The sequence below is a fragment of the Exiguobacterium sp. GL_137 genome, assembly GCF_057834585.1.
On record NZ_CM174406.1, the window covers coordinates 1,656,128 to 1,669,544 of the forward strand.

At 47.3% G+C, this 13,417-nt stretch carries 12 protein-coding genes; 3 read left to right on the plus strand and 9 right to left on the minus strand.

All coding sequences use genetic code 11. The features are described 5' to 3' along the window. Window positions 1–77: 77 nt before the first annotated feature. Window positions 78–275 (minus strand): hypothetical protein, encoded by a 198-nt coding sequence (locus AC3IRK_RS08855; protein ID WP_131972600.1) that lies wholly within the window; start codon window positions 273–275, stop codon window positions 78–80. A gap of 312 nt (window positions 276–587) precedes the next feature. Next, a complete protein-coding gene (locus AC3IRK_RS08860; RefSeq protein WP_251138723.1) occupies window positions 588–1,172 on the minus strand; it encodes a hypothetical protein in 585 nt (194 codons plus the stop codon). 217 nt (window positions 1,173–1,389) lie between these two features. Between AC3IRK_RS08860 and AC3IRK_RS08865 the strand changes: the two genes are divergently transcribed. Next, complete coding sequence (locus tag AC3IRK_RS08865) at window positions 1,390–2,322, plus strand: zinc-dependent alcohol dehydrogenase (protein ID WP_489169882.1); 933 nt, start codon at window positions 1,390–1,392, stop codon at window positions 2,320–2,322. Here the strand turns inward: AC3IRK_RS08865 and AC3IRK_RS08870 are convergent. The 5 genes from AC3IRK_RS08870 to AC3IRK_RS08890 all read right to left on the minus strand — a co-directional run bounded on the left by AC3IRK_RS08870 (window position 2,287) and on the right by AC3IRK_RS08890 (window position 5,876). Further along, complete coding sequence (locus AC3IRK_RS08870) at window positions 2,287–2,931, minus strand: VOC family protein (protein WP_489169883.1); 645 nt, start codon at window positions 2,929–2,931, stop codon at window positions 2,287–2,289. The two genes, AC3IRK_RS08865 and AC3IRK_RS08870, sit on opposite strands and share 36 nt — an antisense overlap. Window positions 2,932–2,943: 12 nt before the next feature. After that, on the minus strand, window positions 2,944–3,375 hold the full coding sequence (locus AC3IRK_RS08875) for a DUF5694 domain-containing protein (protein WP_304999541.1): 432 nt from the start codon (window positions 3,373–3,375) through the stop codon (window positions 2,944–2,946). Window positions 3,376–3,379: 4 nt separating this feature from the next. Continuing rightward, complete coding sequence (locus tag AC3IRK_RS08880) at window positions 3,380–3,688, minus strand: DUF5694 domain-containing protein (RefSeq protein WP_188004442.1); 309 nt, start codon at window positions 3,686–3,688, stop codon at window positions 3,380–3,382. A 179-nt stretch (window positions 3,689–3,867) separates the two neighbouring features. Next, window positions 3,868–5,226, minus strand: a complete 1,359-nt coding sequence (locus tag AC3IRK_RS08885) for a phenylacetate--CoA ligase family protein (RefSeq protein WP_188004443.1) — start codon at window positions 5,224–5,226, stop codon at window positions 3,868–3,870. Between the two features lie 260 nt (window positions 5,227–5,486). Further along, entirely contained in the window at window positions 5,487–5,876 is a 390-nt protein-coding gene (locus AC3IRK_RS08890; protein ID WP_489169884.1) for a hypothetical protein, read from the minus strand. Between the two features lie 198 nt (window positions 5,877–6,074). On the opposite strand from AC3IRK_RS08890, the gene AC3IRK_RS08895 reads away from it, so the two are divergent. Then, window positions 6,075–7,535: an NAD(P)H-binding protein gene (locus AC3IRK_RS08895; RefSeq protein ID WP_188004445.1), complete on the plus strand. Its 1,461-nt coding sequence runs from the start codon at window positions 6,075–6,077 to the stop codon at window positions 7,533–7,535. Between the two features lie 266 nt (window positions 7,536–7,801). Next, complete coding sequence (locus AC3IRK_RS08900) at window positions 7,802–11,389, plus strand: dynamin family protein (protein WP_489169885.1); 3,588 nt, start codon at window positions 7,802–7,804, stop codon at window positions 11,387–11,389. Window positions 11,390–11,445: 56 nt separating this feature from the next. Here the strand turns inward: AC3IRK_RS08900 and AC3IRK_RS08905 are convergent, their stop codons facing one another. Together AC3IRK_RS08905 and corA are read right to left on the minus strand one after the other, a co-directional pair. After that, window positions 11,446–12,399 carry a LysR family transcriptional regulator gene (locus AC3IRK_RS08905; protein WP_131972593.1) on the minus strand — a complete coding sequence of 318 codons (954 nt, stop codon included), beginning with the start codon at window positions 12,397–12,399 and terminating at the stop codon, window positions 11,446–11,448. A gap of 14 nt (window positions 12,400–12,413) precedes the next feature. Beyond that, the gene (gene corA, locus AC3IRK_RS08910; protein WP_131503673.1) at window positions 12,414–13,370 is read right to left on the minus strand and encodes a magnesium/cobalt transporter CorA; all 957 of its coding nucleotides are present in this window, start codon (window positions 13,368–13,370) and stop codon (window positions 12,414–12,416) included. Window positions 13,371–13,417 lie beyond the last annotated feature (47 nt).

The following is a 13,417-nucleotide window of genomic DNA, read 5'->3' on the forward strand; positions in this document are numbered from 1 at the left end:
TGACATTATCTCCTTCGTGATGGAAACAAAAAAACCTTTTTTAAAACGGAGATCTCCGTTCAAAAAAGGTTGTCTCTTCACGCATACAACAGGACAATCCCGCCCAAACCGAACAGACAGCCACCGTACAGGACGGCTGCCAGTCGTTTACCGGATACCGGGATGTCTCGACGAACAAAGAGACGTCCGTACCTTACAGTCAAAACAATACCGATAATGAGTGCTGCAAGCGCAAGATTCGGTATATCAAGAACCGTTAAATACCAATTCAACATCTTCCCCATCCTCTCCCGTCGACTATTATGTATGTCCCCTGTCGGCCCAGCCACGCGGTACTCCTAGAGGCAACAAACAAGTCCTCTCTATTACCATGTTCTCGTGGATTTGATCCTTCTTTATTCGTTGAAGGTTCTACTTTAATGCTCTGAGCGTTCACCTTTGTTCGTTGTCGGTTGAGCTGTCAACGTTGAACTTTCACGTCAGGTTCCGGATAGAACCGATGTGAGGTGCCAGCGCACCGTTGTTTTGTTATCGCACAAAACAAGCGTGTTTGGTCACAGGAGTATCAGGCAAACAGGGGATGTTCCTCAGGCAAAAATTTTGGTCACTGTGTTGCTTTCCGATAACGTAAAATCCACTTCCGTTTCAAACGTATCAATCGTCTCATCGAGTTCAGCAATGACCTGACGCAGGTTCGACGGATCAATCAGATTCGGCTCCAGCCGCTCGAGGAACAAACGGCGTGACTTTTCCATCTCGTCCGCATTCCCTTTTTCCCGCGACCCGTATGTCGCTTCGATATGGCTATCCGCCCGCCGTACGACGTCTTGCCGTTCCGTCTCAATCGTCTGTTCGACTTGTCGGAGTTGTTCGCGTAACGTCTGCAACAGTTGCCGTTCATAGACAAGGCCGGTATCCCGACGGTCAATCGCCTCTGCGACGGTCATCTCACGCCCCTCCATCCGGACGATCGTCACGGCATTCGATGCCGTGATAGAAGACTTAATCCGGTTCCGGCGCTCCATTAAATCGCGGACTGACTGAAGGTTCGCTTTCGCTTCTTCCGCAAATACCACGACAGACGGATATCCTGCCGGTGCCTGACTGCCACTTTGCACACCGATAAACGATTTCGTCTGCGCTTTTTGAATCCGTTTATCTAAATTCTTCAACTCTACTAATCCACGATGGATGGACATTTCGATTCGTTCGATGAGGACCACACCCTTTTCTGATTCCATCTTTTTTTCAGAATAACATATCCTGAATTGGAAATGGATCCTCATCCGACAGTTTCCACCTTACAAAATTGTCATATTTTTAATCTGATAAGGGATTATTTACCTTATACTAGAAGAAGACGATTTTTTTCAGAAAAGAGGTTTTTTAATGCATCAACACCGATTACAGGTTACGGCAGCCCGGTCTGTCACCTGGACCAGACACCACCTTCCTCCGGTCCAAGAACACGAACTGCTTGTCCGGACGATTGCCGGCGCGATCAGCATCGGGGCTGAACTGCCGCAAGTCCGGGGCGACGACCCCACTGATCCGTCTCCAGCCTATCCGAAAGAGACCGGCTACGAAAGCTACGCCACCGTTATCGCTGTCGGAGATCAGGTCACCCGGTTTCAAGTCGGCGACCGCCTGCTTGCATTTTACGGACATCAGGATATCGCACTCGTCGAAGAAGCCAAAGCCATTCCTGTTCCGGACGGCATATCCGCCAAACTCGCATTGCTGAACATCCTATCGTGCGATGCTGCGAAAGGCGTCCGGAAACTAGAACCAAAACCGACGGACCCGGTTTTAGTGACCGGGATGGGTGCCATCGGACTGCTGACCGTTTTCTATCTGCGGCATTACTATCATGTCGACCGAATTGTTGTCTCCGACCCTGATCCGGTCCGAACATCGCTTGCCCTGTCACTCGGGGCGCATACTTTGTACTCAGACACTGATCCATTCGTCGAGACGTTTACACATGCACTGGAATGTTCCGCACGCCAGGACGCTTTCGCCTTATTGCAGGAAAAGCTTGTTCCCCATGGACAGCTCTGCATTCTTTCAGACGGGAATCACGAGACCTTATCGTTGACTGCCGCCTTTTACGAAAAGGAATTGCGGCTGATCGGCTCAAGTGACGGCTGGGATTATCAGGACCATGCCGCATGGTTTTTTAAGACGGCACCACATGTCCCGCAGCTCGAACGGCTGTTTGAACAAACAGTTGCTTCTCAGGATTTAGCCGGATGTTTCGAGAACTTGCTGACAGACACGACGCCTTTAAAGGTTTTCGTCACGTACCCGTCCACTGATTAACGCGAGCGGACTCACGGTCCGGACTTCAAGACCGTTTGGATCCTGCCCAGGCAGCGTAGGCGTTCCGGAAAACACAGCCTGTCTGAAATGCATCCGTTCCGCTACAATCGTCGTAATTTCCGGAACAGGCCGATCCAGTAATTGAGACAACAGCTTCTCAAGACCTGGTGTCGACGTCGCAATGTCGAGTTGCAGCAGTTGGTCACCCGTTTCTGACTGGATGGCATCAGGATGGGTCTGCAGTTCGATCCGGAAACCAAACGGTGTCTGAATGAACGTCCGGCGTTCGTTTGCCTGGACCGTTAATCCGACCGCTTCCGCCCGGCCGAGGATCTGCAGCCGGTCGGCTTCTGTCACGAGAAATCCGATATGATCAAACATCACCTTTTTTCCGTAACCGAACGTCATGTTGATCGCTCCGCGTTTCATCTCAATGATCCGAAACAGAATCGGTTGCTCGCGGAAATCATCCCAGTCGAGCGGAGGATCAAACGAGGTGAACGCTCCTTCGTATCTACCAATCCGTTGTGTCACCTGAAAACCGAGCTGCTGATAAAACCGTTCCGTTTCTTCAACGAAAGGTGTCCATAGATGATAATGAAATAACATATGTATCTCTCCCTATATCATGATATCGTCAAGCGTCAAAAGATTAACCTCGCCACTCTCCGTTAGCAACTGTTTTAGCAAGTGGACGTGTGCAAGACCATAGATGATGACAACCTGCTCATCTTGTCCTGTAAGGCATGCAAGGATATTTTTAAAAATCATCAGGTTGCGATAATACCAATATCGCGATACCCACTCCATTCCAGGTTCACCAAGACAAGCAAGTTTTAAATAAGTCTGATGCATCTCCTGCACCCGTCCATCTGTGTTAATTGTTTGTAGAAAAGAAAGCAACGGCAGTTCGGCAAATTCCTGTTCCATCTGTTGCATTCGTTTTGTCTCCTTGGAAATGATTTCGTCAAATCGTTCAGGCTTTTCCTCTCTAAGCTGTCCAAGCGATGGTATCCCGTCAATCAATTGATTCCAATCATTGATTCCAATCAATTGCTTAAATTAAATTGAGACCAACTTGGGATGCGAGACGAAAACCCAGCTGGTGCCGTTCATCCGCGGTCAGCGTCAAGTTGCCAGCACGATACGCCGCGTATTCATGCGTCAAATCCTGTTGGTTCTCCAATTGCGTTTCCAGCATGATTTTTGTCGGACGAAAGTTAGACAGGACACTCAAAACATCCTTAACTTGTGTTTGCCGGTCCGGTGTCAGGACTGAATTACCTTGTAGATGAAGCAAATCACCGTTATCCGGACGATCAAAATGTATACATCCAAGCAGTAAGACATTGGCGCGTGACCTCATCTCAATCCCCCTTTCTTAATTCTCTTCTCACATATTACAACAATTGTCAAAAAAAACCATACCCCATAAAAAATATCCGACAAAAACACGGATCCTCATCTGGATCCGCGTTACGATTACATCATTACCTTTTTTGAAAAGAAAGGTTAATCTGCCAGCGTTTTTTACGTTTTGAATTTTCAACTGGTCTCCGGTAACAATTGTTTGATTAACAACGTTTTCCCGCTGATTTCTTTCGGAATTTCCGGAACTGCCCGTAACAACACTTCCATTTGTCCGCCAAACAACCGCTTCAAGACAAAGTACAGTTCCTTTTCGTGTTCTTCTTTAAAACAACGTTCATCCGGTACGTACAGCATGACGATTTCTTCCTTGTCGGATTGAATATATTGGACCCGTTCGATACAGTTCGGGAAAGCGCGAACGATACCGGCCAGTTCTCCCTCGAAAATCCGATGACCGTCTTTCAGTTGAATGAAACTTCGTCCCCGTCCGTCAATTGACGCGATGACCGGTCCGTCGTGCCCGCACTGGCACGTTGTTTCACTCAGCGTCATACGATCTCCAACACGGTACCGGACGAGCGGAGTGCCGTGTGTATCAAAGCTCGTCACGAGAATCTGACCATCTTCTTCAACCTCAATGATGCCCATTTCATAGTGCAGATGTTTTTTACCATAGCGACATTCTGCAACGATAGGTGCTCCCTCGGATGAGGCATACTGATCAAAAATCGGCGCATGAAACACTTCCTCAATCAATTGGCGTTCCGCCGGCGTCATCATTTCCGCCGTCGGGAAAATCGCCTTCGGGCGGAACGTACACGGAATATTGTATTTTTTGGCATGACGGGCCACTTCGATCATGCCTGAAGGTAAACCATCGATTGATTCCGGGTTAAACCGGTTCAATTGTTCGATGTACGAGGCTGCCGTTTGTGGATTAATATTTTTTATCGTAAACAACATCTGATTGATCGTTTTATTCATCCGCCAATACACCGGTGCTTTTTGTGATTCTGCCGCTAACGTCTGAGCCGTGAAGCTGGCGCGTCGCATGCCGCGTTCAATCCCGTGTGTCCACTTAAAGTAGTCGAGATGCGCCATCCGGATCTGCATATCTTCTTTTGTGTAATGGACTTGAATCGACTTCCCTGTCGTCCCGCCTGTTTTCCCGAGGATCGGCGCCCGGATTTTAGCATGGACGTCTGCATTACGCGTCCGGAGGATTTCCTTGCTCAATATCGGAATTTGCTTTAACTCATCCAATGCCTGGAGCGGTAATCTGATTTGATGTTGCTCGAACAGCTCTTGATAATAGGAACTGTACGTCTGGCAAAATAGCAGAAATTGATTCAGTCGTGCCAGTTGTTCCACTTGCGCATTCGTCCGAAAACGTTCTTTTTCCTTCAATTCTTGTAACCGTTTCTGATAAACCGGACCATATCGTTCCTGGTAGAGCATGCGACCGTAAACCGTCGTTAAGATATTTTGAAAAAAAATCGGTGAATGAAAGTAAATCGATTGCTTGAGCTGCATACGCTCACTCCTCTCATATCCCAGTCAGAAATTTCAGTTGTAACGTCAGCCATTTCCTGTTACTTACATCTTATTTCCAGTGTTTCACCTGTTCAATCAAATCTTAATAAACAAGCTTAGCTTTTATTCGGATACCGTTTTATGATAATAAACTGATATCACAAACATCTTTTAACGATTCTTCCTTTATTCTTTTTCTTTTACTGTTTTCGGTGAAAAAAAACAAAAAAAGAGGCTATTTCAGCCTCCTTGAACCGTCATCATATTTTTCGTTCCCCCAGCTCTTCGTCTGTCCCAAACATCCGCACCTGAATCGCTCCGAGCACGAGCTTTAACTCTTTCGGGTTCAACTGGTCGATGATTTCGATTATGGTCAACGTCGTACGACCGTTATACAGTTGTACCAAAAGCTGACGTTCCACATCTATCATCCGGTCATCAATCGGTTCAGCCAACATTTCCTGATAAAAAAACTCACCCGTTTCCGGAAAAAAATAATCACTGAACAATTGCATCAATTGTAGATTCCCCGTTGCTAAAAACAAGATTGCCTGAAACGGCGTTTTCGCCCGATTCCGTGTACTCAAGCGTTTTAAAATCATCTGATACCGCTTATTGTGTTGATCATCTAAGAAACAGACTGGATTCATATTCGCCCTCTCCTTAAATTAAAAAGTAAGTAGTATGTACCTGGAAAACGATAATTCGCCTTCACTCATTTGATCTCTTTTTCTTTTTCCCTGTTTTTCACACATCAAGCCTGTTATCTCATGAAAACATCTGAAGGGATTACGAATGGTTTGATTCGGGTAAATTCAACAAGTAATGCCAATCGAGGGGGAAAACATATGACGCAAACACGCAAACGCCTGGCACTTGCAGGTGCAACCGGATATATCGGACACAATCTCTTAAACGAACTCAAGAAAAAATATAACGTCATCGCTTTGTCACGAAACGGGGACGATAAGGACGACGAATCCCATGTCGAATGGCGCTCGTGCGACTTGTTTTCACTCCAGGATACAATCGACGGATTAAAAGGGGCGGATATCGCCATTTATTTGGTCCACTCCATGATGCCGTCCGCTAAATTGACACAAGGGTCCTTTGAAGATATGGATTTGATTTTAGCCGACAATTATGCCCGCGCTGCCAAGGAAAACGGCATTCAGCAAATCGTCTATTTAAGTGGGATCATTCCGGAGGAGACGGAAGAATTGTCGCGCCACTTGAAAAGCCGCTTGGAAGTCGAACGTGTTCTCGGTGCTTACGGGACACCGGTAACGACAATTCGTGCCGCTTTGATTGTCGGCCCAAAAGGGTCTTCCTTCCCGATTTTATCGAAGCTCGTCAAACGACTTCCTGTCATGTTGCTACCAGAATGGACACGGAATCAGACACATCCCGTCGCATTGCCGGACGTCATTCATGCGCTTGGAGCAAGTGTCGGACGGGAGGATCTGAAAGACCGTGCCATTGATGTCGGTGGTCCGGAATCGATGACCTATAAGGAAATGATTTTAAAAACCGCAGAAGTCATGGGGAAACACCAACCGACGTTTGACATCCCTTTGATGACAGTCAAACTGTCCCGCCTTTGGGTGACGTTAGTTTCGGGCGAACCAAAAGAGACGGTCTATCCTCTTGTCGAAAGTATGGTTCATAAGATGGTCGCAGATCCAGATAAGATGGTCGATGGCATCAGCGACGGGAAAATCACGTTTGAAGAATCTGTCCGCATGGCGTTAAAAGAAGAGCAGGAAGAAAAGGACCAAAAGAAACAGAAGAAACAGTCGGGTCATTCCTCTCAAAAAGAGGAAGCGCTTGATGTGCGATCCGTTCAGCGCGTCCGCTTGCCGGAAGGTCGCGATGCCAACTGGGCAGCCGATAACTATGTATCGTGGCTTTCCTCTTTCGCCAAGCCGTTCCTGACTTCAAGCATTGCGAATGAGACCGTCGTAAAGATTCAAGTGCCGTTCGTCGATGCACCGCTTCTTGAATTAACAAAAGATCCGTTTCAAGATGCCGAGCAAGCGACGTACCGGATTACCGGCGGACTGTTTGCACAAGTTCAGGAAGGCAGCAAAGGGCGGATTGAGTTTCGACAGATTCCAGGATCCCAGGAGTGCCTGATTGCCATTCATGAGTATGTACCGGCCTTACCGTGGATCATTTACAAATCGACGCAGGCCAACATTCACCTGCTCGTCATGTACCTGTTTAAACTCCACCTTCTACGTCTGATGCAGACAACGGAACAATCTCCGGACGAATCGGAAATGATTGTCCCTGATACAACCGGATGATTTTCATAAAAAAACGTCACCATCGAGCAGATTGAATTCCTTATTTCTCAGGAATTCAATCTTTTTTTATTCCTCACGAATTTACTGTCCATGACCGATGAATTGGATTGAATATGCTCTTTTTTCATCATATACTATTTTGCAGAATTCGTAAGTCTTGAAGGTCCTTTTCACACTCGGTTGTAGAACTTACGGATGAACAGATGACGGAACCAAAATAAGCGTGATACACTGAAACTGGATTGTAAGAAAGGGGTTTCACACGTATGCGCTCATTTGAAGAACGGTTAACAAATCACATTGAAGCGACCGCGCTTCTCACGACATTGATTCAACCCTCGTCGGATCAACTCCGACTCGACAAATTAAATAAATTTTCCGAAAAACTATTAAAACGCGAATTTACGATTGCTTTCGCCGGTCATTTTTCTGCCGGGAAATCCAGCATGATCAATGCCTTGACGGGCGAGTCCATTTTACCGACCAGCCCGATTCCGACCAGTGCCAATATCGTCACATTACGTCGGGAGGAGCAGGATGCGGCCATCGTCCATTTTCATGATCGTCCTGCCGTCCAGTTGGCCGCAACCGACTTACCGCATCTTGAGACATTAGGACGGGACGGCACCGTCGAACGGATCGATATCACACATGCCGGTTCAAGCTTACCGGAAGGACTCGTTTTAATGGATACGCCCGGTGTTGATTCCGTCGATGACGCCCACCGGATTTCCACGGAGTCAGCTTTACACTTAGCGGACATGATTTTTTACGTCATGGATTACAACCATGTCCAATCCGAATTGAATTTCACTGTCACCCGTGAATTGTTGACTTCCGTGCCTGAATTGTATTTGATCGTCAATCAAATCGATAAACACCAGTCCGGCGAACTATCGTTTGCCGCCTTTAAGCGTTCGGTCGTTCAGTCATTTGCAACCCATGGCGTCGAGCCTAAAGGAATTTTCTTTACGAGCTTACGGGAAGCGGATCATCCGGAAAATGATTTCCTGACCGTTAAACAGCTTGTCGACCAAAGCATTCGTGACGTCCAGCCGAAATTATTGCAATCAGCTGTTACGACACTGGAGTCCTTACACGCCGAACACGTATCGTATCTTGAAACACGCATCGAAGAAGCGGTCCAGTCGACGGACGAACTCATCACTTCGTCAGAGCGGCAACACTCCGAAGCCTTGTTTGAACAGTTGCATCAGCTCGATTTGCAACTCGAACTGATGGCACCGGAACAGTGGGTCAGCCGTTTTTCACAGCACCGGGAAAGCTTATTGCGCAATGCTACACTAATGCCGTTTGAGCTTCGTGAAAAAATGCGAACCTTTTTGGAAACACGACAAGCATCCTTTAAAGTCGGGTTTTTCAGAAGTGCCAAAAAGACGCAGATCACCCAGCAACAGGTCGCGGACGAACTCATACGGGCGTACCGCTCCGTTACGACATCTGAAATCGCTTTGCATCTGCGGAAGTTGATGAAACAATCTTTAGCGGAAGCCGGCCTCTTATCTGATCAGCACACGATGCAGATTGATACCTATCCACTCGACCCGCCACTCCGCGTCATCGAGGATGCCGCCCAGGAAGGTATCACGATTACCGGTGAGTCAGTCCTCCAGTTTACGAATCGTGTCGTCAGTTTGACGGTCGACTGGTATACAAAAGAGACGAACCGCTGGCGTGACAGCATTCGAACAGAACTGGAACAGACAGATGGCAACGTCAAACAGGACTTGCTGACGGAACAAGCCGCATTACGCCAAAAATGTGAGCTGTTGAAAACCGAAGCCGACTCCCGGCAATTGCTCCAAATGTATCTTGAACAGGCGGACTCGCCGACGAACCAACAACTGGAAACGGCTCGACAACAGGTCTTGAAATGGCAACAGGAACTGAGCCAAGCCGAGCAAGCGTTAGTTCCGTTCCAGCCGCAGGAAGTAATCGAGGAAGTCGCCGTTGCTGAAGAAGCAACTCTTTCACAAGACGTCGAGGAGACACGGGCTTATACGTTGGAAGACATACAACAGATCCAAACGATTTTAGCATCCGTTTCCGGATTCGAAGACACGGTCGCCTACCTGCAAGACAAACTGAACCGTGTCTCCTCCAGTACGTTCACGATTGCTTTGTTTGGTGCGTTCAGTGCCGGCAAGTCGTCGTTTTGTAATGCGTTACTCGGACAACCGGTCTTGCCTGTCTCACCTAATCCGACGACCGCTTCGATCAACCGGATCAATCCGGTCAGTACGGTACATCCGCACGGTACTGCGACGATCCGCTTTAAGTCGGAACAGGAACTCGTCGACGAATTAAATGACCTGCTTCAGGCTTTTGACGTGACGATTACGTCCTTGCAGGAAGCAGCACATTGGATTGAATCTCAACCGGACCATACATTGCGGGATACCTCTTTTTTACGTGCCTTTTTAACAGGGTATCCGTCTGTTTCGCCGTTCGTCGGAACGATACAAACCGTTGATCAAACGACGTTTACGGACTATGTCGCCCAAGAGCATCTCAGTTGCTTTGTTGATGTCATCGATTTGTACTTCGATAGTCCATTGACCCGCCTTGGGATCACTCTCGTTGATACACCGGGTGCCGATTCGATTAATGCCCGTCATACCGACGTTGCCTTTGACTACATCAAAGATGCGGACGCTATCTTATTCGTGACGTATTTCAATCACGCCTTCGCCCGTGCCGACCGTGAGTTTCTGATTCAGCTCGGTCGTGTCAAAGATGCGTTTGAACTGGACAAAATGTTTTTCATCGTCAATGCGATTGACCTGGCACAAAACGACACTGAAAAACAAGCAGTCCTGCAGTACGTCGGGACTGAATTACAACGGTTCGGTATTCGGTCGCCTCGTCTGTTCGGCGTCTCAAGCCTTCACGCATTAACCGAGAAGCAGATGGACCGCACGCTGGATTCAGGTCTGCCAGTCTTTGAATCCGCCTTCCATCAGTTCCTGGAACGGGATCTCAAAGGACTGGCCGTTCAAGTATTGTCGGAAGAAACGGAGAAAACCGTCCATCGTTTACGCCAATTGATGGAACAGACCGAATTCAACATCGCCCGAAAAGAAACACGGCTAGAAGAACTGGACGACTTGAGTCAGACGATCGACACACACTTTTCAGACCGGCGGACCGATTTACTCCGTCATGCCTTATTCGCTGAAATTCATGAACTGTTACATCATGTCAACCAACGGATCTATTACCGTTTTCCGGATTTCTTTAAAGAAGCATATCATCCTGTCCGCTTCGCGAATGCCACAAAGCAGCAAGCCTTACACGAAGCATTGGTCGAGCTACTCGGCTTTTTGAAATATGATTTCGAACAAGAATTACGCGTGACTCATTTTCGGATTGACGGTTGGATTAAAACAGCTCTCGTCCAACGCTTCCAGGATGAAGAGCGGTATGCGACGAAGTTGAACCCTTCTTTCCAGCTTTCGCCGTTCGAAGCACCGGCGATGACATCCGTCCATTTTGAGGGTCCTTTCCAAGATGCGACACCGTACCAGTCTGTCAAACAGTATTTTCGTAATCCGAAAGCCTTTTTTGAACGGAATGAAAAAGAACAATTAAAAGATGCCTTGATGCAGTTGACGAAACCGGATGCGGCATCTTATCTTGAAACGGAAGAGCAGCGGTTACGCGAACTGGCGCAGCAACACATCGCCCACTTGCTCGACGAGATGTACACCGCGTTATCCGGAACGTTACAAAAACAAATCGAGATGGAACGAAACAGTTTGGCGACGACGGACCGACTCGAACAATTCAAACAAGCTTATTCGAGCATCAGCCATCTGAATCAAACCGTTTAATTTCCCTCCATGATTGGACCCCTTCCTATACAAAGAACCCGAATCAGTTCCACTTCTTAGAAAAGAGGTGGCTGATCCGGGTTCTTTTTAACGCTTTCTCCACGATTGGACGGATGCGGCCAATAGGATTTAAAATAATGTAAGACATAGTCCTGGACGTGCCGCACGAGCGGACGCTGCTCGATTCCTGCTAAATGATTTAACGACACGTCCCATAGCATCGGGGGGTCAAACGGTAAAATCCGGATGTCTTCCGCATGATGAAATCGGAGAATCGGCTCCGGCAAAATCGACACGACGTCGAGTTCCTGCACCATGCCGATCAACAAATCCCACGCACCGGAAGTAAAAAAGATCTGCGGTTCGACTTGTACGTGCCGGAACTGGGATAAAATCTGATGATGCAGCATAAAACTATCATTGAGGATGACCAACGGTTCCGCTGAAAGATCACGGTAAGAGACACTTTTGGCCTCGCTTAACGGATGGCTCGGTCTCACCGCGACGACGACCTCATCCTCGATCAATCGATACCGTTTTATGCCATAGGATTCCCCCGGTTCAATTAAAATCGCCAGGTCCAGTTCTTCGAGCAACAGGCGGCGCTTCAATTCAAATGCGCCTTCTTCGATGATTTCCAACTCAATCCCGGGATGTTCCGCCATCAATTTCGGAATCAGTTGCGAAAAAAGGACAGGCAAAATGACCGGTGGAATCCCCAACCGGACTTTCCCTCGGATGACACGCGACCGTTCGTGAAGATGTTCCATCATTTGTTGATGTCCGTGCAAAACACTCAGGGCATCCTCATAAAATTGCTGTCCGGCGTCCGTCAGACCGGTTAATCGTCCATGGTGACGCAAAAACAACTCTACCTGTTCCACCTCTTCAAATTCCCGCACCAGTTGACTGAGCGCCGGTTGTGAAATACGAAGATGCTTGGAAGCCCGTGTTAAATTGTACGCATGATCTACAATTGTCGTAAAAAATGTCAATTGCCGAATGTCCATCTGACTTCCTCCTCTTACTCATCAAACCAGTGATTTTTTCTGAAATATAGAATCATTCCCATCGCAATGACTGCCATCCCTCCCAGTGTGAAGAAATAGCCGAAACGCGTCGTCAGTTCGGGCATATGTTCAAAATTCATCCCGTAGATGCCGGCGATGAACGTTAATGGCATGAAGATGGTCGTAAAAATCGTCAACGTCTTCATGATATTATTCATCCGGTAGGAGTTGAGTGAAATAAAATTATCCCGGAATTCAGACGTCATTTCCCGGTTGTATTCAATCATCTCGTTCAGCTTAAGCAGATGATCATAAATATCCTGAAAAAACGCTTTTTTATTTGCATTAATCGCAAGCCGACGGGATTCAACGACCCGGTACAACAAGTCCCGCATCGGTAAGATGGTCCGGGCGACGACTAACAAATCGGATCGAATCTCAAATACATCTTCCATGATCCGTTTATCATTCCCGCGCTGTTCGTACCGTCCTTCCAGTGCAAAAATCTTATCTTCTAACGTATGAACAATCGGAAAGTAACCATCGACGATTTTATCCATGATTTTATGAACGATCTCAATGGTCCACTGTTCCGGATTATTATGTATACGCTGGAAAGCTTGAAACACGACATCGATTTCACTCGACGGCTCCTCGTGATAAGAAACGACATAATTCTCATTGGCGAACAGGTTAATCTCTTTTCCTTTGAGTGACTCCGTATCCAGGGCATGCAACACAAAAAAGCTGTATCCGTCGTAATATTCTAACTTAGGACGCTGCAAGTATTGAAAACAATCTTCAAGGGCCAACGGATGAAAATCAAAAGCGGACACCAGCTGTTGTTTTTCCTGCTCCGTCGGTTGATTAAAATCGACAAAATACCATTTGATACCGGGTGCGTGAAGACGATTTAAACTATCATCCACTAAAACCTGATGATCTGTCGTCACCATTAGACAGCGTATCATGAACATTCACCTTCTTTTCGTTACGGTTTATTCACACAGTATCGCAA

Coding starts and splice junctions, on each gene's coding strand:
- AC3IRK_RS08855 (WP_131972600.1), bottom strand. CDS start 275: ATGTTGAATTGGTATTTAACGGTTCTTGATATACCGAATCTTGCGCTT.
- AC3IRK_RS08865 (WP_489169882.1), top strand. CDS start 1,390: ATGCATCAACACCGATTACAGGTTACGGCAGCCCGGTCTGTCACCTGG.
- AC3IRK_RS08870 (WP_489169883.1), bottom strand. CDS start 2,931: ATGTTATTTCATTATCATCTATGGACACCTTTCGTTGAAGAAACGGAA.
- AC3IRK_RS08880 (WP_188004442.1), bottom strand. CDS start 3,688: ATGAGGTCACGCGCCAATGTCTTACTGCTTGGATGTATACATTTTGAT.
- AC3IRK_RS08885 (WP_188004443.1), bottom strand. CDS start 5,226: ATGCAGCTCAAGCAATCGATTTACTTTCATTCACCGATTTTTTTTCAA.
- AC3IRK_RS08890 (WP_489169884.1), bottom strand. CDS start 5,876: ATGAATCCAGTCTGTTTCTTAGATGATCAACACAATAAGCGGTATCAG.
- AC3IRK_RS08895 (WP_188004445.1), top strand. CDS start 6,075: ATGACGCAAACACGCAAACGCCTGGCACTTGCAGGTGCAACCGGATAT.
- AC3IRK_RS08900 (WP_489169885.1), top strand. CDS start 7,802: ATGCGCTCATTTGAAGAACGGTTAACAAATCACATTGAAGCGACCGCG.
- AC3IRK_RS08905 (WP_131972593.1), bottom strand. CDS start 12,399: ATGGACATTCGGCAATTGACATTTTTTACGACAATTGTAGATCATGCG.
- corA (WP_131503673.1), bottom strand. CDS start 13,370: ATGATACGCTGTCTAATGGTGACGACAGATCATCAGGTTTTAGTGGAT.